The sequence below is a fragment of the Pontibacter indicus genome (genome assembly GCF_900156345.1).
GTDB classification, from domain to species: Bacteria; Bacteroidota; Bacteroidia; order Cytophagales; family Hymenobacteraceae; genus Pontibacter; species Pontibacter indicus.
Map to the genome: position 1 here is coordinate 242,874 of NZ_FTPP01000001.1, position 21,646 is coordinate 264,519.

A 21,646-nucleotide genomic window follows, 5' to 3' on the forward strand; every position below is an offset into this window, starting at 1 on the left:
CAAGTTTATTCAATATTTGATAGTTGTAACACGTATTGCTAGGACATCTATTGACCAATCTTAACATGTAGTGTCGCGGTTGATTTGCTTATTATCTTGCTTCGCTTAGCTACTGGAGAGGAAACGACGGCATAGATATCTGCTTGATGATTTATTTTGCGCGCTTCCGACCTCACGCCATTTAAGAATAAGTCTAATCTTTCGTTAGCTTGCGGGTGACAATAGATGCCATGTATAATTGCGCCGCCCTCCGGTAGTATAAAAGGACGTCTATCCTTTATAGATCTAATTGGGCCTAGAAACCAAGCACAAGCGAGAAGCTTTCCTCCTTCTACCCATGTAAAGGACTGCTCTCCTAACTCAAACCTCTTCATAGCATCCCTCAGAAACCCTTGCCGACTTATGAAGCCTTGAGTTTGATCATAAGATAGTAAATCTAACAAGCTGCACCTTTTTATTATTGCAGTACAATCCGAATTGTCAGGTTCTTGATTTGTTTTAAAATCATATAATTGTTGCTTCCTATTATTTAATTTGTGCATAGAATAGGGCAATATACCTTGGTTCCTAACGACTTCAAATTCTTGCTTGGCTTGTGAAAAATATGTTTTATACTGGTTAAACAGTCCTTTGAATTGTGGTTTAAGAAGCTTAAGTAAACTGTCTTGCAAAATCTCCTTAGCTACTGATCTCGATTTGTCAGACACAATCAGCTCATAAACCTGATCATATCCGTTTGCTAGTCTCCTTTTGTAGGCCTGATTACCAGTGGTTAAGTCCAATGTATCATATCCCTCATGAGCGAGCATTTGTATAAATTTTACAAAGCAAACAAATCCTGGTGAGTGGCTGGCATAGAAAGGGGAGTGGCTGTTGAGGCCTACTCCATGTATCCAGTTGTTTTTACCTAAGGTTGCAACTAAAGAAGCAATAATTTCATCGTTTGATTTAAGCAGAGTTACGTGCAATAGATTTTGCTTAAACATCTCGATCAACAGCTGTTTTCTCAGAGGATTTTTTAAAAACGGTGTCCAATTTATGGTTGCGCCCTGACGAAAATCATACTGATAAGTAAGTACATCTAAAACATCACAAAAGTATTGAAGATCATAAATCCTCTCATAAGTTAAGTTACCAATACGTTTAAGCCGGTTGCAGCTTGCTTTGAAATCCTTTATTCTCAACAGCTTTTCAACACTTTTATCTTTTAAGACCACCAATGGGCGAGATACTTTCTTAATAGTGCAAATTTTTTTTAAATCTGAGTCATCCTCTACCCAATCTATCGGAGTATGCGGCGGTAACTGAACAAATGAAATGGTATGGCCGGGAAAAAGTAATCGTAACTTTCTAATTGATGTTTTAATAAAAAAATTGCTTTGATCCAAAGTGAGCCAAGTTTGGTAATAGGCAATGTCGCCACCGGCACCTTTAATTTTATTGTCGCTACTACTATGCGCCAAGAAAATTAAACCTGTGAGTTCACCGCTTTGCCAATAGCAAACTATAACAGGTTGAAAGCGGCTGCTATACAACTCATACCATGTTTTTACAAATGGGAGTGATTGAAATGTTGTTGCCCAAGGACACGATTTGTACAAAGCATCCCACTTATTAATAAATGTTTGATCCTGAATAAGCCGAAATGCTTCTTCACCAGTTGCCATTTCAACTTTATCTTGCAGAGTTATCGCTGATTCAGTAATTGTTAACATCGGTTTGAGCTTGCATATTGTGACTAAGGATGGATTTACTAAAATTTAAAGCTTTGGATATTTTCTGTCAATTCGAGAGCTTTGCATATTTGTTTTTCAGTAGCCTTGATTACATAGGGAAGATAAGCTTTATGGTATATTGCAGCTACAGTTTCGCTTTTTGCGAGAAACTCCCGAAGATGTTCTCGTACCTCTGGATGACAATAATTTATCTCAAAGCATGCGTACTTATGTTGGCTCTCTGTAGTATATAACCAGGCACAGCATAACAGTCGTCCCCCTTCTGCCCAGGTATAGGTGTGTTGCCCGTTTTCGAATCGACGCATAGCATCTTCCAAAAACTCCCATCTACTGACATGGGTGCCGCCTGTTTCAAAATTCAACAAGTCTTTTAAACTGTTAATGCTGATCGGAATTTTCGAAGAAAGAAGTGGTGGTATTTTATAAAGGTAATGACTAGCATCAGCTTTCTTGTAACGATAAAAGTTACCATGACTTATCGCCTTAAATTGGTGTCGCAGTGTGTATAACTTTTTTTTTAAGTTTAGTTCGACGCTCATAGGTCTATGACCTGACTTTATAAGCCGATCATATATAAGCTTTCTTGCGCGACGTTTTAATCTGTAAGGTATATTGTCTGTGACCACAAGGCTATATACTTGATCATAAGCAGTTGCAAACCTTTCCTTATAACCATCACCACCTGGTGTCAGATCGAAAATATTGTAGCCTTCATTAGAAAGGCAACGTCCTAGCATAAAGAAATGTAACATGCCAGGGGAGTTTTTAGCATGGAATGGCGAGTGTGTATTAAGTCCCTGAAGATGAACCCAATTTTTGCCTTGTACAGCTACCATGGCCGCAATAATTTCATTGTTCAACCTCATTATCGTAACATGTAAAATCCCGTTTCTGAAAAGCTGGATAAGAAAATCTTTCTTAAAAGGGTTTTCCCGAAACTGATTCATATTAAACATTACCCCTTGTCTGAAATCATACTGCTCAGCCAAATCATTTAGTACAGTGGTAAACTGTTCTGAATCTGTGATCTTTTCGAATACTAAGTTGCCAGTTCGTTTAAGTCGATTGTATTTTGTTTTATGCTGTCTAGTTATTTGCAGGTGTTGTGCAACAGAAGCAGACTGCAACTCAAGAAGCGGCCTTTTGAATTCCTGGATTACGCAGCAGCTCTGCCATATTTTTTCGGTTTTTGTCCAGCCAATTGGAGTTTGGGCGGGTAGGAAGCGAAATAATATATCACTTTTTGGGAAGCGCTCTTTAAGTAAAAAAAGTGCCTCTTTTATAAAGAATTCACCAACCCCTTCCTCTGCCAACCATACCTGATACTCAGCCTCATAGGCACCAGCTCCAATAATCTGGATTCTACTGAGGCCTAACTGATCAATAGAAGCTCCTGAATTTGGAAGTGCCATTGTCAGAAGACCACATAACTCACCATTGATATGGCTAGTTACAACGACTGGCAGGTATTCTTTAGCAAATACCTGATACCATGGCATAACAAATTCTCTACTTTGAAAAGCAGTAGCCCAAGAACAGTTTCGATACAAGGAGTCCCAATTCTTTTGAAAATTATTATCTGCGTATAACTCCCAGAATTCTTTGCCAATTAATAAGCTTGTTGAGCTAATACCTGTGTCAACCCTATACTGATCCTTATGCTTGTGAATGACTAACTCTTGCATAAAATAAGTGTTTTGAGTACTCTTTTACTTTCAGTGTGTATTGGCTAATGAATGAGAGGATGGTACACTACCATCAGCGTTTCCAATCTTGCGAATTCTAAAACCACTTTCTCTCAAGGCTTTCAAGAGTCTATTATCATTTATTCTGATTATTGCTTGGTTAGGGAGTTTAAGCGCTGGGGCATTTACTAGCGCGTAGGCGTTAGTAAGCAATGATGGGAGCATTCCAGTCACTGCTGGGTGACAATAGGTTACTTCCAGGAGTGGCACTTGTATATATATGCTTTGTTTATTAGACTTCTCTTTATCTTTTTCTTTAATCCAAGTGCAAAATAGTAACTGTTTGTTCTCGGTGTAGGTATAGGCATCCTCCCCATTCTCGAAACGTGTCATAGCTTCCTCAAGGAATTCCCATTTGGTAGTTTGCGTTCCTATCTGTTCAAAGCAGAGCAGATCTTTAAGGCTATTGGTGCTCAGGTTCAACAACTCAGTTGTATAATCAGATTGGTATTGGATTTCAGATCGACCATAACCTGAATTACTGAACCATAATCGGTGATGTAAGCCCTTCAAGCGAGCATTTAATAAGTAGGCCTTCTTCGTTAGTATAAGCTCCATACTAATCGGTCGATACCCTGATTTGATTAATTGGTCATGAAGAAACTTTCGAATGCGACGCTTTAGATTATAGAAGTAACTTGAAGAGATAAGTAACTCATACACATAATCGTGGCTCGTAGCCATGCGCTCTTTATAGGCATCACCACCCGGAGTAAGGTCAAAAATGGTGACAGAGTTCTCATTTGTCAGAAGTTGGCCCAGTAAAATGAAATGCACGAAGCCAGGTGAATGAGCAGCGTAAAAGGGGGAGTGGGTATTAATGCCTCCCAAATGTACCCAGTTTTTATCCTGTACCCCTACTATTGATGCAATAGGTTCATTGTTAAGCGTTAGTACGGTCACATGTAATAAATTACAATCAAAGAGCTTCAATAGTAATTCAGAAGCCTGTGAATTGCCTTTGAAATGTATTTTATTAAACATCGCCCCTTGGCGGAAGTCATATTGGTCCTTAAGTTGTTGATATATAATTTTGAATTGATCAGGGTCTGAAATATGTGTAAACTTTATATCTCCCAAACGCTTTAATCGGTTTAGCTTAAGATTAAAACCTCGCTTGCGAAACAACTTTGCTGTTTCTGGTTTGTTCATTTCCATCAGTGGTCTACTGATAGTTTGTAAAACGCAAAATTTTTCCCAATTCGGGCTATAAGCCAAGTTCTTTACAGATGTTCCAGCTGGTATAAATCTGAAATATATGTCATGTTTGGGAAAGGTCTTTATTAAAATGGATAATGCTTCGTTAATGAAGTTATGCTCAAAACTTATACTGGTAAGCCAGGTTTGATATTCGGCTTCATAATTACCAGCACTTACAAGGCGAGATCTCTTATTACGTAAAGTAGATTTAGATTTACTATCTTTAAGAATGGCCATGGTTAGCAGTCCATTTAATTTGCCATTCTGTTCTCCAGTGACAATAACTGGAGTATATTCATACTCATTTAAACTATACCAAATAGAAACAAAATCGCGACTTTGAAAAGCTGTAGCCCATTTGCATTCTTCATAAAGGCGATCCCATTGAAGTTGAAAATCAGTATCCGCTAGTAATCTTTTAGCATCTTGTCCAACAGCTATGCATACCGGCATTGCTTCACTGTTTAGATCAGCTGTTGAAATTTTTAGATTACTAGTAGACAGTTGCATAGAACTTATAGCTATAAAATTTGTTTGAGGATAAATCAGGAAAAATAGTTAATGCTTACCTGTTAATTTGGCTATTGGAAAAACTATCATCTGTCAGATAAAGTCTGAGAAATTCCAAGGAATCAGAACTAGTATTAAGGTTGATGGAATGCTCGCAGTATAATCTTGAATTTATGACAAATTTAATATCAATGGCAGCAGTGTAGAGTAGCCCTGGCATCATGTTCCACCCATTAGCAGTATACCTCCCATAATATTTTTATTATAAACATTGAGTCATTGCTATTTGCAGAGGTGTATGATGGGCTATAATATTTATATAGTAGAAATAACCAAACAAGTTTAACATCCCTCGAAACGCAATTATGTCTCTTATACGATATTACCGAAAAATATATTCACATAATTAAAAAAAATATTGGCATAATTAATATTGCTATATAATGGTTGCGCACAGCTGATTCAAGTCCATTAACCATCCTTGGCTAATTATTGCGATTTTCTTTAATTAATTTGTCTTCTCTATAAGCTAAACTATTTAATAATACTGAAACCTTGAAGTTTGTAAGGTATTTTATGCTTTTACGTAGTTCTTAATGAAACTATTTTACTAATCATAATGGAGTAAATTCCTACAATAAAATATTTTGCAAAAAGTACCAATATAGTAAATCCAATTTTTAATAAATACGTTACAAGATTACATGATATAGTTATAAAAATCTTAGGTTTAATTTTATTATTGAATAACTATTACCGCTAAGCTATAGATAGCTAGCTATATGTATAACCTATGTTGGAATTTGTATTTTTCTTAAATGATTAAATTATGCTTTAAACTTTACCTATAATGTCTTAGCAGTAATCAAGAAAGTATGGTGTAAAGATGAGCCTATCCTATAAATGCTATTATTTTAAATATTATGGAGAAGGTTATGATTAAGTCAAGACAGATAATCAATTCTGTTTATTTTGGTCGGGATATTTTTGTATTATTTTTGTCTTTCTTAATTTCTGTATACCTCTTTAGTGATAAAAAATATGTTGAACTGGAATGGATTTTATTTGGAACCCTTATATTCTTATGGTTCTTACTAGGGTATTGGAAAAATCTTTATAATGCTAGTTCAGTTGATAGTAGTAATTCAAGAGTTTTTAAGTATGCTCAGACCTATATCATACTCGTTGGATTTACTTTCTTATTTTTCTGGGTTTTCGATTCGCTAGCACCTAGCAGGAATGTGTTGATTGCATTCACCTTAGGTATACCTGTCATAGGTATACCCCTGAATTTTCTCCTCTCACGGTTTGTGGAAACTATAGTTGATGCTCAGACCAAAAACACTTTGATAGCAGGTATTGGTAGCTCTGCAAATAATGTAGTAAGTCAGCTCCAGACTAATCGTAATTCTTCTCACAGCATCAAAGGATTCATTAAGTGCAAGGAAGAGGATTGTTTTGTTGAGCAAAACAAAATAATAGGTGACCTGGATGGAATCAATCAGTATCTAATGAGTAATAGAGTTGATGAGATTATTGTTGCCCTGCCTATAAAGGTTCCTAAAAAAGTAAAACGCTTAATTAATGCTGCTGATTATCATGGTATAAGAGTTAAATACGTGCCAGATTTCCAAGGCGTATTCGGACAATCTTATAAGTTGAGACGCTATGGGAGTCTGGATGCCATCAATGTGAGACATGTACCTCTTGATAATCAACTAGCATCTGTAGCTAAATTCATTTTTGATAAAATCTTCTCTTCATCAGCACTCATACTTCTTTTTCCTGTCTTGGCATTAATTGCAGTATTAATCAAGTTGGAGTCTTCAGGCCCGGTGTTCTACTGCCCCATCAGAGTCGGGAAAGGAGGCCGACCCTTTAGACTGTACAAGTTTAGAAGCATGAGCGTTTGTGACTCAACTTCAGGTGGGAAACTCTCAACGAAAGCAGGTGACGAGCGCATTACTAGGTTTGGCCGGTTGCTGCGAAAATACAGTTTGGACGAACTACCTCAGTTCATAAATGTAATGTTAGGCGACATGAGCGTAGTGGGACCAAGGCCACACAGAAGCTACTTAAACCATCAATTTCAGGCAAGTGAGGATAAGTATATGATTCGACATTACTGTAAGCCTGGTATTACAGGATGGGCACAAGTTAACGGTTGGAGAGGACCTACTGAAACTAAGGAACAAAAGAGCCAGCGTACTAAACACGATTTGTGGTATGTTGAAAATTGGTCTCTTCTATTAGATTTTAAAATAATCTATTTGACCGTCTTTGGTAAAAAAACACATAATAGTGTATTTTGATAGTATTTGGATAATCTTAAGTAACCCGATCACATCAACATTTCTCTATATAATAAAGCCAGAATAGATGTGGAGGCATTTGTGCTTAACAGCCTCTTTGCAATTTACTTAAGCTAGCAAAATATGAAACTTTAATAGTAAAGCTGCTATGACGACTTTATTGAATGATCTGTTTTCAATTTTTTTGAAAGTAAAGGCTAGCAATTATTCACTTCAAATTCTTAAAAATAGGAACCCCTATAGTGTATGACAAATATGAGAGAAGAAATTTATACAAAGGAAAACAGTGATTATTTCCTGAAAAATCCAACTTGGCATGTCGAAGATTCCCCCTGGAAAGCAGTCCAGATTTTTAAAATGCTGCAACGACACAAGCTCAATATTAAGACTATAGCAGAAATAGGCTGCGGTGCTGGTGAGATACTTAATCAGTTGCACTTATTAATGGGTAGAGAAGTGGCTTTTACTGGATATGACATCTCCGCAGATGCAATAAAATTAGCAAAGCCAAGAGAGAAAGAAAGACTCAAGTTCGAACATGAAAATTTGCTTACTGTTCACTCAAAATTTGACTTGCTATTAATGATGGATGTATTCGAACATGTAGATGATTATTTAAACTTTCTAAAGCAATGTAAAGGAAAAGCAGAATACAGTATCTTTCACATTCCATTAGATATTTCCGCTCAAAGCGTGCTTAGAAATAAGTTAATGCATTGGAGAAACTCACTTGGCCATTTACATTTTTTTACGAAGGAGACAGCTATTGCAACTTTACAAGATGCTGGTTATGATATTATTGACTTCTTTTATACTGCAGGTTCCGTAGAATTAGCAGATAACAGCATTAAATCTAAGTTTGCATCAGCATTACGCAGCACACTATTTAAGATAAATCAAGATATTACAGTTAAGTCATTAGGAGGGTACTCATTACTAGTTCTTGCTAAGTAAAAGTTATATTCATACCTATACTATGTGATTTAACTGTATGTTAATACTTCATCAACCATAAATTGGGTTGTGTCCACGCTTTCCCTTATAATCTCTTCTCTCGCTTTTCTAAACTTTGCAGCGCTATTGGTATCCATTAATATTTCTTCGGCTTTACAAATGGCTCTTTCTTGGTCTTCTAGACTTTCGGTGAAGTTGAATACAATACCATATTTATTCTCTTCTTCATCCGTATATCCTCTACCGTCATTGTCAATGAAAATAGACGGGGTGCCGAGCATTGCAGCTTCGGATGCCATTGTAGCACTCTCTCCAAATAATAAGCTACAATAATATAATGCATCGTGCATTTTATTAAATGGGATATTAATGCGGTATCGCTCTAGTTCTAGTGGCAGATCACCCTCTGATGTAATAAAGACTCTTGCATGTTCTGATATGCGTTGAACGGCCTTGATTTTATTTTCGAGTAACATGCCAGTATGCCCAAAGTCGTGTGCTGCTGCCCAAGAGACAAACCTGATAATTACATAACGCTCATGCTCCTGGACACCAAGCAATTCTAGTATTGTAGGGTTTGGGGTAAAGTAATTAGGGTGTAGGTATGCCAGTTCCATGTAACCATTAAATCGCACTTGTTTACTACCCAAGTCCAACCTGTAACACTTAGGAGTATAGATTTTTGTAGCGAATGGGACGGTAAGTTTATGATGCAGACTTGCATGTTCAGTGTCGCTGAATACAAGTGAAGCCTTGCCTAATATGCTGGCAACCTGTGACGGGTATGGATGAAGGAAATTGAGATATAGATCGGGCTTGAGCTTTCTAGATAGTTTGAGCAGTAAAAAGTCAGCATATAATAAATATATGAACTTACCAACTTTACCATCCCTTCCTTTTCCTCTGTTAATGTAAGGAATATCGTAAAGCTCGAGTAATCGCTGGGCCATTTCTTTGTTTCTAGACACAATAAAAACATCATGCCCTTTTTCTATCATTATTTTATAAAAATTTTTAAAATAATGTACGTGGGCTGGGTGGTTGATATCAATTAAAATCTTCATGGGCTAACTCAGTACTTCTTGATAGATATGGAATAGTTTGCCAGAAATGATATCGTTGTCAAACTTTGCGATAACAGGCTCTCTATTTTGAATTCTAGGATCTTTATCAGATAATAGTCGCAAGGCTTTTACAAAGGAATCAACTTCTTTGTCTACTATGAAACAGTTATCAACACCTTCACAGATCTGCTTAACATCCCCTACGTCATTTGCCACTATTGGCAGCGAGTTCAAAATGGACTCCTTGATGACCTGTGGACTTCCTTCCCTTAAGCTACATAGTAAAAGTGCATCTGCAGCTTGCATTAGGGCAGTAAGTTGTTCACGTCCGTACCCTTTTAATTCTAAAAATCTTACATGACGAGAAGTAAGCTCACTGAATCTTTTTATTACATCGAAAGCAAATGCTGGGTCTTTCTCTTTTCGATCGAAGCTAGATGAGAAAAGTATAACAAAGTCTTGACGAGACCAACCCATTTCTATCCTTGTCTTAGCTCTATATTTCAGCTCTATTTTTGTGTCTATACCACAAGGAACAATTGAATGATGCCCATGGAAATGTTGAGTCATTCTTTCAGAAACCAGTATGTTGTGAGAGGAAAGCTTAGCAGCTATAAGCGAAAATTTCCTCTCTGAATTTTTATTTAGGTCACATCCGTGGAAGGTGGTAATAATCTTGTGTTGGCGAAGAAATAGCCATTTACTAAGTCCGGCTACGAGGGCAGAAAGGCCATAATGCACATGTACTAAGTCTGGTTTTGTTTTCTTAATATAATGGTGCAGCCCAAAAATAGACCGCATGTACCCCTTGAATCCACCTTTCAAAATGAAATAATGATCAATAATAACGTTGTGATTCCTAAAAAGCGCATCAGCCTGCTCTTTGACAAAGGGAGTTGGTTCTCCAGATGAAGACCTACTTACAAATAGCACTTTCATTGCTTTATAGCCTCCCTATCTATTGTATCGATCAGGGTATCACGTAAAACATCTAGATTGTTTGAGAGAGCATATTGGTATACCTGCTCAAAAGACTTTCCCATTCTTTCAACAGAAAAATTCTCGAAAATCATTTTCCGGTTTACTTCCCCAAATGCATTCCGCTTTTCTACGTTATCAATTAGTTCAGTAACATAAGAGGCAATCGTTTCAACTTCATCATAGTCTTGAACCAAATATCCCCCTCTACCATGCTCTATAATCTCAGGTGTTCCTCCTTTATTGCTCGCAATAACGGGTTTACCCAGTGCCATATATTCTAATATTGCGTTTGATATGCCTTCACCATTTGGAGAGAGTAACATACCTATATCACATGCATTTACAAGAGATTCGACATCATTAATATCTCCTTTAAAAATGATATTAGGATTATCTTCAGTTGCTTCTAATATAAAGTGGTAAGTTGGATCATTTTTAAAATAAGCTCCTGCTGCTATAAAAGTAATATCGCTGCGTACAGCCGTGACATGGCGGGCAATGCGCAAAAACATATTATAGTCCTTATGTGGCGATACAGAAGCAACCATAACCACAGAATATGGTGTACTTATTCCATATCTTTTTTTTGTCTCCCATACGTTTGCCAAGCCTTTAAAACGTTTAAAGTTTAAGCCATTATAAATCACTTTGCTCTTATGCATTGGAGGGCTAAATACTTTTAGGCCTGCCTTGGAATTAGACAGAATAACGGTTGATATTTTGAAAATGAGACGATCTAATACATATGAAATCGAAAAGATATTGATCTTAGGAGGAGCGGATGTAATTTGGCTATTGATAAGGGGAATACCTTCGAGTGCAATAGTAGGTAGTGTATAGAAAGACTGCATCTGCCCCCATGAGTGCACTAGATCTGGCTTGAATGCTTTACAGTATTTATAAAATTGGTATACAACAGTCGGATCGTTCCGCTTCCACATTTTTGGTAGAACCTGGCAGTTGATGCCTAAAGAATGAAAGCTTTCGTAATGAATGTAATTTGAAGTAAGTAAAATCAGTATATCATAGCATCCTTTCTCTTGCAAATAAGTTAACAGTTCAACTAAGCGTCTCTCCTTTCCTCCCGCACGTAAGCTTCCAATGAAAAATAACAAACGCATCTTATTTTGAATGACTTTCATTTTATGCATTCTTATATTGTTTACTCTTACAAATCCATATATTAGAATTAGTTATAGTAGTAACTTATTATCCTAATACTTAGAAGGCTATGTTACAACCAAATTTTTGCTCTTAACTGATTTGTGACTATTCAAGAATTTCATTAGCTCCTGTGTTAGGATTTTGTAATCATGTTTTGAGGAGAGATATTCAACTACATTTGTTGATAATGACTTGTAGTTCTCTAACTGTAACTCTTTCAGCTTCTCCACTAAATCAGATGCATCATTGTAAACTATACCAAGATCATATTCTGAGATAATAGCATCCGGGTTTACTTTTGTGCTTGTTAAAATAGGAGTTCCAACGGCCATTGCTTCGAGAAAAGTATTGCTAAAGCCCTCATAATGAGACGTATTTAGTAAAAACTTGGCCTTTGCGAGGAAAGGTAGAACTTGGTCTCGTTTTATAAAGCCATAGAATTGAACATTATGCAGTTCCTTTAATTTGCCAAGATAATAAATAGTATCAGGGTCTATTTCGGATGACTCTTTGCCTGCAATCAGGAAGTTCTCTTGTGGCAGTTTTGTGGCTATTTCGTATAAGAGCTTCAAGTTCTTTTGATATTGAAACAGACCTAGCCATGCAATATACTCTCTATGGGTTACATCCATAATTTCGTTGGATCTTAAACATATGGGATTACATAACTTTTTTATTGATTTTTTGGGGAACTGTGAATGTATGATTTTAAACTGATAGTCATTTTGACATAAAATGTAATCTGAAAGCCTCATTCCCATATTCTGAAATGCCCAATGAACTTTTGAGTAACTATTAAAAAAACGTTTATCGATTAGGAAGTCATTTGAAATACGCTGTATAAAGTTAATGTCCAAATGATAACAAATTATCCCGATTAAAAAGGAATGCCAACTAGGTATACCTTTGTATAAATAATCTGGCTTTACTCGCTTTAACTCACGATATAAGTATGGCATACGGTAATAAAGCCACCTAAACCAGCGTATACCTTTCTGATAGTTAAAAGAGGGAATTAGTTTTATGTCTCGGCACTCGTCTTTTAAAGTGCCCACTCTACTTAAATCAGTAATTATATAGACCTCGTGACCATACTCTAAAAGCCCTTTAATCCATCCATAAGCCTGTACTGAGGCACCACCAGATGGTCGCTCCTCAGTTAGAAGGATATTAATAATCTGGTCATCGTAAAATACAATTTTTGACATAAATTTTAAGTTAATAAATGATAATAGCCTTCCTGTACAAGCCGATTGTTTTGCTTGTAGAAAAAGTAAGCTTTAGAATAGCTGGTAACGATTAAGCCGTAATTGCTTGTTTAAGCAGAGGTTTTAAGTAGGTTTACGTCTTTTTTTAGTGCAGGTTTATCGTTTTTTAGTGAAATATATAGTTCTTCGAATCCGGAAGTTTTAGAAAGAGGTAACATAACTAAAAGGACGATAAACCAGATATTTTCAATAGTTGTATAACGTCCTGTTGTGGTATAAACTATGAATACAATGACACAATAAAATAGAAGGAGCTTATCTGATCGGGTAGCCGATGCCTTATAACTTTTCCAGAAGCAAGTATGCATCAAAAGTATATAGAGTAAGACACCTAATATACCTGTTGAGTGTGCCATATTAGTAAGGTCTGAGTGCAAGGTTCGCTGCTCAAATATTCCCTTACCGTAGTTGCCTGCACTATTAAATAAACCATAGCCGAACCACGGACTATAATCTTCAAATATGAACATATCTTCATATAGAACCTGGTACTCTAAGAAGCGCTTTTCTTCTTCTAATTCTCGTTCTGCTAAGTTTCTATGTTCATAACGCTCTATAAGCACAGTCATAAAACCTGTATTAGCTACTACGAAAAAACCTATTATTGTTGCCAATCCGCAGAATATAGCAACTTTGATAATACTTCGCTGTGTAATTAGTAGTAAAACAGCTACGGCTACACCAAGTGCAGCCAAACCCATGACTGATCTTCTTAGCGAGAGGGTGATGAAGGCGAATGATATGATAAAAAGCAGAAAGTAAATAATGCTTTTTTTGTTGACTGCTCTTAGCAGAACTACAAAAGTGGCAAGGGAAAGCACATTGAAATCAGTTGCATATAGATTGCCATAAAGAATACCGGTCGTGATGCCATACATAGCATTAGGTGCATACCCTGTGTAGGTAGATATGATGACGTTAAGCACAAATACTATCAGGAGTATAAATGCTGCTTGTGATAATTCTTTAAGGAGTTCATCTCTGGTAAATTTCCTATAAATAGCAGCTGTAAGAGGTATAGCTAAGAAAAGCCAGGTTACTGAAAATAAGGAGCCTCGAATGCTTTCTATATCTGGAGATTGTGCTAAAAGTATGCCGTAGTATAGCAGTGAAATGAAGGAGAATACATTTTCACGCAGAAAGGAGGTATTGAAATAAACAAAATATAGTATGAAGAGTGAGAAAATGATATAATACGTCATTGCCGGTAGTACCGGAGTAATAACTGTCTGGGCAAACAGAAGCGTAGGTATGTAAATGATTGACAGCTCTTTCTTAGAAAGGAATAGATAGATGCTAAATCCTATGATGAAAATTTCTATAACTAAGAAGAATATCTCTATCATAACTTGACTATTAAATACTGTTTAAATACTGTCTGGCCAAAGCCACATTCTCCCTTACAGGTCTGCTAGCGTCTAAATGGTATACCTGTACTCCATTCTGTTCTAGTGCCGCAACAGAGGTGAGTAGCAGCTGGCGCCATTTTTTTGTCTCACTAGTCAATAGTTCAGCATCTGCATTCATGTGGGATGCGATTACTTTCTTCCTTAGTATTAATCTTTCTACAATAATATCTACTTCTGATGTGTCAATGAGTAAAATAGCACTTGGGACTGGAATGAGTGATAAATAAGTTTGTAAAGTGCTTTTGATAGTTTGTGGACTTTCATGAAGAAGGAATGACTTCTGTAGGAACCCTTCCTGTAAAAGGCATGGAACCCCATTAATCCGTTCAAGTATAGCTTGATAGCGGCAAAAATCGTTAAACAGAAAATATGACGACCGAAAGCGGTTGCCTGCTTGTCGATTCAACGGCATGTCAGAGTCTGTTAGATATTCCCAGCAAAAGTTTGCTAGTTCTTTATAAGAGTTCGAAAAACGAAGGCCATATTCTACAGGAATACTTTTTACCTTTGGCTTAGCCATTATCTTTCTAAGATTATACTCTAACCAAGCAGATAATTGGGTTATGGATGGCTTAGGTCGAGCTAGCAACTCCTCCTGATATATCCAGGCACAGGAAGGTGTCCAGGTAGCGCACAGGGCTTCGTAAATGGTAGATTTACCAACACCTGGCGGGCCGATTACTTCTATTATCTTCGACTTCATTTAGCTTTACAACACTATAATCGCTTCCAGATCTCCTGCTTGACACGTAGCAACACTTGCTCATAAGGCTGGTCAGCGTCAATTTCTATTACTTCAGAGTTACCAAATGATATTTTTGAAATGTTTTCACATTTTAGCTTGATCATTTTCACATTGTGCTCCGGTTTTCGGGTGCAGGCGACTTCAGGGCTAACCAGTAGTCTAAATACCAAGTCAGCTTCATAGTTGCGCACTTTTATGAATTGCTTCATTTCCAGATCAGCGCACCAAGAATTAGGTAAAAGGGCTGGCCCATCGTTCATACCTTTAACATCCAGTTGAGGAAAGCGGTCGCATATTACAACACTACCTGTAAGGCTCATTTTTTTGGCATGCTCCAGCATCTCCACCTTTCGGCTGATTAGAATTGGATAATAAGAGTTGCCAATTAGTTTTTTTAAAATTTGAGAAAGTTTATCATGCTTAAAGAGCAGATCCGTTTTGGAAATTATTTGTTTGTTATAGCTGAAGATGAAAGGATTCTTTCCAAAATAGAAATAATGGGCATCTAATTTATAAGTCAACCAATTTAGAATGTCCCGGGTGAGCGTACTTTTACCCGAACCATCGCTCCCAACAAACGCGATCACTTTGCCACCCTTTTCCAAAGTTTTGCCAAACCTGAAGGGTCCAGAAAACCTAGCTGATACTTGTGAAGATTTAATGCGGAGTTTATATAGATGTGATTTAAGGAGTGAGACGGACCAGGGCGTACGATAATATGGTTTAAGTTGGTCATAAAAATAGGTAGACACGTTTAGTATATCTTCTGATTTTTGGCTGACTAAAATACTACTAAAGGTATAATTGAAATCACTCGGAACTTTGAGTTGTAACTCTTTGCACAACTGGCTTATCTCCACTGGACTTGTTTTTGATAGTAGAGAAACCAATTCATCTTTAAGGTAATAAGGTATAGTAGGATCGCTTTTTATCCGCTCATAAGGAGGCATTTTTGCCCATATCCTAATGAAGAGTATGATTGACTCTAGTGCGGGCTTGGGGATAGGCCAACCAGTTGCAGCATCGTAAACAATGTGCTGAAAGAATTGCTCCAACCATGGCAAGTAGAGGTGCTTTACATGTTGTATACCTGTTACAAGCGCGTAATGTGTATGTATATGCAGTAGGTTACCCGTTTGCTCATCAAAGCCCAGCCAGTCTTCTACTAATGGGTAAGAGCTCCAAGCTTGGCTAATTATTTTTTTATAACCCAGTCCGGTTAGGCATACTTCAAATTTAGGACGATCATCAGGGTGAATAAGCAAGTCCAGGTCAGTCTTGCCTTCCAAAGATTTGAGAAGGTGTCCATTGCTTTTCCAATGCGCAAAACGGATTTGCTTTCCGAAGAGCTCGTGGAGCAGCCTTTCTGATTCTTTTGTTACTACATATTCTGTCATAGGGCCTTAATTGTCGTCGCGTTTGAATAATTCAATTTTTGAAGTAAGCTCCTTCACTATTTCACGTTCTTCCCTTCTCAATCCGACTAACCAGAATATTATGCCAACGGCAGGTACAGATAGCACGCCGATAGCAATGAGTGATACCCAATTTGTGATCAGAATAGACTGACCGATGTGTGTTGCGAGGGCAAATAGTAAAGCTGTAATTAGTATAGGTTGAAATTGCTTCCACTCTGTGAAATTGACCTGCATATGCATGACCCTCCCAAGAAGCAACGGATAACCAACTGATAGCACCAGGCGACCCACCAATATGCTGATGCACAATCCAATAATTTGATAATGCTCAATTAAGAAGAAAGACATAGAAATCGTAATAGCGGAGGCTAACACCGAGATGTAAACTTTCATTTTCAAATCTAGGCTGACGTTAATAATCAAACTGTCAATTTGAAAAAAAATGGCTTGTACAGCTATTAAAAGAATTAGGAGGTTCTCAGTGTTTCCTGCATAGTGTTCTTCGCCTACCCACAAGGATATGAAGGATCTATTGTAAAGCAAGATAGCCACTCCCAATGAAGCTGTAAGAACCCAGTTCAATATCATTATCATCTTACGCGCCCGTTGCACTTTGTTGTATTCTCCTTTGCCGAACAGGCCGCCCATACCTGGTATAACTCCATTTACTACCGCGGTGATAAGACCTTGAAGTGCGTAGGAAGTAAAGAGGGTAATGGCATATTTTGTTACGAAGACTGGGCCAGCCAGATAACCTAGCAGTAGTTTGTCACTGCTGAGCAGGAACATTTTAGAACCAGTGGAGGCCATGAACCAACCACTTAAGCGACTGTATGATATAATCTTACTGGTATTTGTCTTGGCGAAACCGAACCAAGGAATGTTCTTTTTTACGATGTAGTAGAACGTAGTACCAATTAATAGAGCCGTAAAAAATTCTACGGTTGAGAGCCCTATAAGCCCATACCCTTGAGTAATTGCAAAGACTTTAAGCCCTCCAGCCAAAAATATGATACCTGCCCGAAACCCCATGCGCTTATAGCCCATGTTCATGCCACGTATCACTGATTCAAAAAGGTCGAAGACTTTACTTGTAATTAAAGTTAAGAGGAGAAGTGAGCATGCGATCCGAATAATGTTGTGATACTCTGGAGCAGCATGCGTAATGTTTGGAGCGTACCATATAATAACGCTACCTATTATTAGAATAATTGGTAGAATGAAGGTTGTAACCACGAGTGCGGTTGTAAGATCGCTTTTTAGCTCTTGGTCAGAAGCAAGGTCTCTTTTTTGGGCTATAGACCATTTAAGCACTTGTGTGGCGCGGGTATCAGCAATATTGGCGAAGCCCGTCATTTGTGAGAGCATTTGCCACATACCGTACATAGAACTGCCTAGCCCCCCAACAATAAAAGGACTTACAATAAAACCCACAATCTGGCCTCCAACATAATCAATAAAACTGGTAAGAGAATTAAGATAAGCCCTCTGCCTTAAATTCTCTTTCTGTTTAGACGGTGGTGTAGTAAGCTTAGTATTCAAGGGTGGTTATAAAATTAGATTTAGGAGGGAGTGATATATACTTGGATCAGTAAAATTCTTCTGACAAGCTGGTCTTACTCCAAAGAGGTAATGGGCGTAAGCATTACTTTGGAAATTAATTGCTCAAGGCAAACTTGCTGTCTCCGGTTGTAACTCGGTTTCTTCCTGAGCATAATAAAAATTAGTATACCAGTCTGTGAATTTTTTTAGCCCACATGTTATAGTTGTGTCTGGTTTATAATTGAAATTTGCTATTAACTCATCCACATTAGCCCATGTAGCGGTTACATCCCCTGGTTGTTTCCCGAGCATTTCGAGGAGTGCAGTTTTACCCATGCACTTTTGTAATTCACTAATAAACGCCATTAGTTGCACTGGCTTATTATTACCGATATTATAGATTCTATAAGGAGCAGTTGAGCAGGATGGATCAGGATTTTCACAGTCCCAATTTGGTTGAGGCTCAGCAGGTCTATCCATCACGCTTGTTATTCCCTCGGTTACGTCATCAATGTAGGTGAAGTCACGCTGCATCTCACCGTTATTGAATACTTGTATGTGCTTATTATTCTGGATGGCCTCGGCAAACAAAAAATACGCCATATCCGGTCGACCCCAAGGTCCATAAACAGTGAAGAAACGTAAGCCGGTCGTGGGAATTCTGTATAAATGACTGTATGTATGGGCCATCAGCTCATTTGCTTTTTTGCTGGCCGCATACAAAGACACAGGATGATCTACATTATGCTTCTCTGAGGATGGCATTATGCCGTTCAAGCCGTAAACGCTGGAAGAGCTGGCGTAGACTAAATGTTTTATATTAAGGTAACGACTTGCTTCCAGAATGTTCAAGAAGCTGATTAAATTTGACTGTGCATATGCATCGGGATTAGTGATAGAATAGCGCACGCCGGCTTGGGCTGCCAAGTGCACAATTACATCAAATTGCTCGCGCTCGCAAAGTGAGAATAAGTTTGCCTTATCCTCTAAATTCATTCTATAGAAACTATAAAGTGGATATTTATAACTGCGTACTTCTGTGTTCCACTCTATAAGTTCTTTACAAATACCACTTTCATTCAACCGGGCGAATTTTAGTCTTGTGTCATAATAATCGTTGATATTATCTACACCTACTACTCTGTCACCTCTTTGGAGCAGTTTTTCGGCTAAATGAAAACCTACAAATCCAGCCGTTCCCGTAACTAAAATTTTCATACCTGGCCATTATTATGAATGAATAAATTGTATTTGCAGTAGCTATAGTCAAGCATTTGCCTTAGCACTTCTGTTTCGGTATGTTTTATCGTCATACTTATGCTCGTACCCATAACCGTACCCGTAGCCATATTGCCCTCTGACAAACCCTCGTGGTTTCACACCATTAAATACTATTGCAACATTGTTAAGCGATTGTATCTTGTTGTCATGGGCAAGACGCTGCACAAGTGATTTTGGAGTATAGGCATGGCGCATCACGAGTAATGTAATGTCGCAGTATTCGGAAAGTAAATAGGCATCAGACACTAAATCTACTGGGGGGGTATCTATAATCAGATAATCATAAGTTAGCTCAAGGAATGAGAAAAGATTTTCTAGTCTCTCGCTCAGCAAAAGTTCTGTGTGGTCACCTACATTTGAACCTGCGGGCAAGATGAAAAGGTTTGGAAACTCCGTTTTAACTACAATCTCAATAGGGTTTATTCCCTCATCTGATAGATACTCTATAATGCCTGTCGTATTATAGAGATTGAAAAGAGTAGATGTGTTTGGGTTACGTAGGTCTAGATCGAGGAGGGCGACCTTCTTGCCAGATGATGCTAGGCTGACTGCAAGATTAGTACTTACATAGCTCTTCCCTTCGCCAGGTATGCTTGATGTAACCATAATCTTTCTTTTTGTAAAAGTCCTGCCATACAACCCAAGTGTTACCCTGAGCTGTCTGAACTGTTCTATAACTGATACCTCAGTCGGCGCCGTGAATCCACCTCTTAGTTGGTTTTTTATAAAACTGAGCTCGGCCACTATCGGTGCTTGGGTATAGAGTGCAATCTCGGTTCTGAAAAGAATCTTTGTGTTTAAGAATTCCTTGACAGCGATTAAGAATAAACCCATAATACACGCTGCCATAACAGACATCATATAGATATAAAGTGGTTTAGGGCTAACAGGGAAAGGAGACGTACCCGCTCTATCAATGACTTTACTATCCTCAGCAGTAGGCGCATGTGATAGAACCGTCTCTTCCCGTTTTTGAAGTAAGAAGTTATACGCGTTGTTTTTCACCATCTGCTGGCGGGTAAGCTCCATCAGTTCTCTTTCTTTTTGCGGGATGGTCTGCAAAGATGTGTTGTAACCATTATTAGTGGAGGCTAAATTTCCCCGGCTTGCCTGCAGGTTTACTCTCTGGTTACGAATATTTTCAATAATTCTTGGACGGATATTAGCTATCTCGTTGGTTATAGAAACTAATATAGGGTTATTCTCAGCGGTCGTATTTCTAAGTTTCTGATATTGTATTTCAGAATCATAAAGCTTTTGTAGGAGCTGGTTGAGAGAAGGATCATTAACGCCTAATGTGGAAGGGACAAAACTGCCAGATGTGTTCTCAGACAGTACATAACGTTCAACTTTTTCGAGTACGGCTAGTTGTGTGTTGATTTCTGAAATCTTTCTGTCATTGTCACGAACATTTTCAAGGTATAACTTACCCTGTTCGCTAAGGTTCACACCTCCTTGGGTCGCTTTGAATTCTACTACCTTATTTTCCAATGCTTCTAGTTCTTCCATAGCAAGTTTAATGCGATCCTCGATAAAGGCAAGGGTATTGGAGGCTAAGTTGTTTCTTTCTAGCACAGCCATCTCTTTATATGATGCTATCAGTATGTTCAAGATATCCTCACCTCGCTGAGGTACAGAGTCTTTTAAATAAAGATTCACGACAGCAGACATCTTGCTGAGAGCCTGTATTCTTACCTTAGCCATAAGTTCGTCCGTCACTTTGCTAGGGTGGATCAAAGTAAAATAAAGTGGGTTAGAAGAAGGTTCTACTAGATTAATATTCCTTTTAAATTTCATAGTGCCGTAAGGAGTTCTCACCCATTCGTCAATAGGATATTCCTTTTTTTCTATCCTAACCGTTTCGACTTTCTCGTCCACAGAAAAATATGTCTTGGGCACAGCTTTTATTTCTGAAGGATTTTTATACTCAATTACAATGGGAGAAGAGGTGTAAGCTGAGATAGCTTTGAACTGTGTATCCTCATAAATAGGGGCGTACAGACTAAGATCATTTACCACCTTGCTTATAAGAGACCGGGAGTGAATAATGTTAATTTCATTTTCAACCACTTTGTTTGTCGTGAAGTTGTCCATAGATTCTGTGATGCGTGAGCCACTAACACCTTTGTTTTCATCCTTAATGATGAGAGATGCACTAACTTCGTAGGACGGAATGGCCAAAAAATTAAGATAGGCCCACCCACCAGCTATAGAAATAATCAATAGTGCAGCAAACATGGGCCAGTATGGTAGATACTTATATGCTAAAGAAGCAATAAAATTATCTTCAGTATTAGGAGTATTTTTTGTCATATTG

15 protein-coding genes are annotated in these 21,646 nt (G+C 37.8%); 2 read left to right on the top strand and 13 right to left on the bottom strand.

Annotated elements, in window-relative coordinates; translation table 11 throughout:
• Positions 1 to 47: 47 nt before the first annotated feature.
• Genes B0B12_RS01050 through B0B12_RS01060 form a run of 3 tightly spaced genes read right to left on the bottom strand, consistent with a single transcriptional unit; the run spans position 48 to position 5,191 of the window.
• Positions 48 to 1,715 carry a GNAT family N-acetyltransferase gene (locus B0B12_RS01050; RefSeq protein WP_076665665.1) on the bottom strand — a complete coding sequence of 556 codons (1,668 nt, stop codon included), beginning with the start codon at positions 1,713 to 1,715 and terminating at the stop codon, positions 48 to 50.
• Between the two features lie 38 nt (positions 1,716 to 1,753).
• Positions 1,754 to 3,421, bottom strand: a complete 1,668-nt coding sequence (locus B0B12_RS01055) for a GNAT family N-acetyltransferase (RefSeq protein ID WP_076665666.1) — start codon at positions 3,419 to 3,421, stop codon at positions 1,754 to 1,756.
• A 30-nt stretch (positions 3,422 to 3,451) separates the two neighbouring features.
• Complete coding sequence (locus tag B0B12_RS01060) at positions 3,452 to 5,191, bottom strand: GNAT family N-acetyltransferase (protein WP_076665667.1); 1,740 nt, start codon at positions 5,189 to 5,191, stop codon at positions 3,452 to 3,454.
• A 923-nt stretch (positions 5,192 to 6,114) separates the two neighbouring features.
• On the opposite strand from B0B12_RS01060, the gene B0B12_RS01065 reads away from it, so the two are divergent.
• Together B0B12_RS01065 and B0B12_RS01070 are read left to right on the top strand one after the other, a co-directional pair.
• Complete coding sequence (locus B0B12_RS01065) at positions 6,115 to 7,503, top strand: exopolysaccharide biosynthesis polyprenyl glycosylphosphotransferase (protein WP_083704040.1); 1,389 nt, start codon at positions 6,115 to 6,117, stop codon at positions 7,501 to 7,503.
• Between the two features lie 255 nt (positions 7,504 to 7,758).
• Complete coding sequence (locus B0B12_RS01070; RefSeq protein ID WP_076667559.1) at positions 7,759 to 8,457, top strand: class I SAM-dependent methyltransferase; 699 nt, start codon at positions 7,759 to 7,761, stop codon at positions 8,455 to 8,457.
• A gap of 29 nt (positions 8,458 to 8,486) precedes the next feature.
• On the opposite strand, the gene B0B12_RS01075 is transcribed toward B0B12_RS01070, so the two are convergent.
• The 10 genes from B0B12_RS01075 to B0B12_RS01120 form a co-directional block, all read right to left on the bottom strand.
• Complete coding sequence (locus B0B12_RS01075; RefSeq protein ID WP_076665668.1) at positions 8,487 to 9,521, bottom strand: DUF354 domain-containing protein; 1,035 nt, start codon at positions 9,519 to 9,521, stop codon at positions 8,487 to 8,489.
• A 3-nt stretch (positions 9,522 to 9,524) separates the two neighbouring features.
• Positions 9,525 to 10,460, bottom strand: a complete 936-nt coding sequence (locus tag B0B12_RS01080) for a glycosyltransferase family 4 protein (RefSeq protein WP_076665669.1) — start codon at positions 10,458 to 10,460, stop codon at positions 9,525 to 9,527.
• Positions 10,457 to 11,653, bottom strand: a complete 1,197-nt coding sequence (locus B0B12_RS01085; RefSeq protein WP_244554552.1) for a glycosyltransferase family 4 protein — start codon at positions 11,651 to 11,653, stop codon at positions 10,457 to 10,459. Before B0B12_RS01085 ends, B0B12_RS01080 begins: the two co-directional genes overlap by 4 nt.
• A 78-nt stretch (positions 11,654 to 11,731) precedes the next feature.
• Complete coding sequence (locus B0B12_RS01090; RefSeq protein WP_076665670.1) at positions 11,732 to 12,874, bottom strand: glycosyltransferase family 4 protein; 1,143 nt, start codon at positions 12,872 to 12,874, stop codon at positions 11,732 to 11,734.
• 110 nt (positions 12,875 to 12,984) lie between these two features.
• A complete protein-coding gene (locus tag B0B12_RS01095; RefSeq protein WP_076665671.1) occupies positions 12,985 to 14,280 on the bottom strand; it encodes an O-antigen ligase family protein in 1,296 nt (431 codons plus the stop codon).
• A gap of 10 nt (positions 14,281 to 14,290) precedes the next feature.
• Positions 14,291 to 15,046 carry a hypothetical protein gene (locus B0B12_RS01100; protein WP_076665672.1) on the bottom strand — a complete coding sequence of 252 codons (756 nt, stop codon included), beginning with the start codon at positions 15,044 to 15,046 and terminating at the stop codon, positions 14,291 to 14,293.
• Between the two features lie 14 nt (positions 15,047 to 15,060).
• Positions 15,061 to 16,485, bottom strand: coding sequence for a nucleoside/nucleotide kinase family protein (locus B0B12_RS01105; RefSeq protein WP_076665673.1), 1,425 nt, complete (start codon positions 16,483 to 16,485; stop codon positions 15,061 to 15,063).
• Between the two features lie 6 nt (positions 16,486 to 16,491).
• A complete protein-coding gene (locus tag B0B12_RS01110) occupies positions 16,492 to 18,048 on the bottom strand; it encodes a lipopolysaccharide biosynthesis protein (RefSeq protein ID WP_076665674.1) in 1,557 nt (518 codons plus the stop codon).
• Positions 18,049 to 18,171: 123 nt separating this feature from the next.
• Positions 18,172 to 19,266: an NAD-dependent epimerase gene (locus B0B12_RS01115; RefSeq protein ID WP_076665675.1), complete on the bottom strand. Its 1,095-nt coding sequence runs from the start codon at positions 19,264 to 19,266 to the stop codon at positions 18,172 to 18,174.
• A gap of 48 nt (positions 19,267 to 19,314) precedes the next feature.
• Positions 19,315 to 21,642, bottom strand: coding sequence for a GumC family protein (locus B0B12_RS01120; protein WP_076665676.1), 2,328 nt, complete (start codon positions 21,640 to 21,642; stop codon positions 19,315 to 19,317).
• Between the last annotated feature and the right edge of the window lie 4 nt (positions 21,643 to 21,646).

Coding starts and splice junctions, on each gene's coding strand:
- B0B12_RS01050 (WP_076665665.1), bottom strand. CDS start 1,715: ATGTTAACAATTACTGAATCAGCGATAACTCTGCAAGATAAAGTTGAA.
- B0B12_RS01055 (WP_076665666.1), bottom strand. CDS start 3,421: ATGCAAGAGTTAGTCATTCACAAGCATAAGGATCAGTATAGGGTTGAC.
- B0B12_RS01060 (WP_076665667.1), bottom strand. CDS start 5,191: ATGCAACTGTCTACTAGTAATCTAAAAATTTCAACAGCTGATCTAAAC.
- B0B12_RS01065 (WP_083704040.1), top strand. CDS start 6,115: ATGGAGAAGGTTATGATTAAGTCAAGACAGATAATCAATTCTGTTTAT.
- B0B12_RS01070 (WP_076667559.1), top strand. CDS start 7,759: ATGAGAGAAGAAATTTATACAAAGGAAAACAGTGATTATTTCCTGAAA.
- B0B12_RS01075 (WP_076665668.1), bottom strand. CDS start 9,521: ATGAAGATTTTAATTGATATCAACCACCCAGCCCACGTACATTATTTT.
- B0B12_RS01080 (WP_076665669.1), bottom strand. CDS start 10,460: ATGAAAGTGCTATTTGTAAGTAGGTCTTCATCTGGAGAACCAACTCCC.
- B0B12_RS01085 (WP_244554552.1), bottom strand. CDS start 11,653: ATGCATAAAATGAAAGTCATTCAAAATAAGATGCGTTTGTTATTTTTC.
- B0B12_RS01090 (WP_076665670.1), bottom strand. CDS start 12,874: ATGTCAAAAATTGTATTTTACGATGACCAGATTATTAATATCCTTCTA.
- B0B12_RS01095 (WP_076665671.1), bottom strand. CDS start 14,280: ATGATAGAGATATTCTTCTTAGTTATAGAAATTTTCATCATAGGATTT.
- B0B12_RS01100 (WP_076665672.1), bottom strand. CDS start 15,046: ATGAAGTCGAAGATAATAGAAGTAATCGGCCCGCCAGGTGTTGGTAAA.
- B0B12_RS01105 (WP_076665673.1), bottom strand. CDS start 16,485: ATGACAGAATATGTAGTAACAAAAGAATCAGAAAGGCTGCTCCACGAG.
- B0B12_RS01115 (WP_076665675.1), bottom strand. CDS start 19,266: ATGAAAATTTTAGTTACGGGAACGGCTGGATTTGTAGGTTTTCATTTA.
- B0B12_RS01120 (WP_076665676.1), bottom strand. CDS start 21,642: ATGACAAAAAATACTCCTAATACTGAAGATAATTTTATTGCTTCTTTA.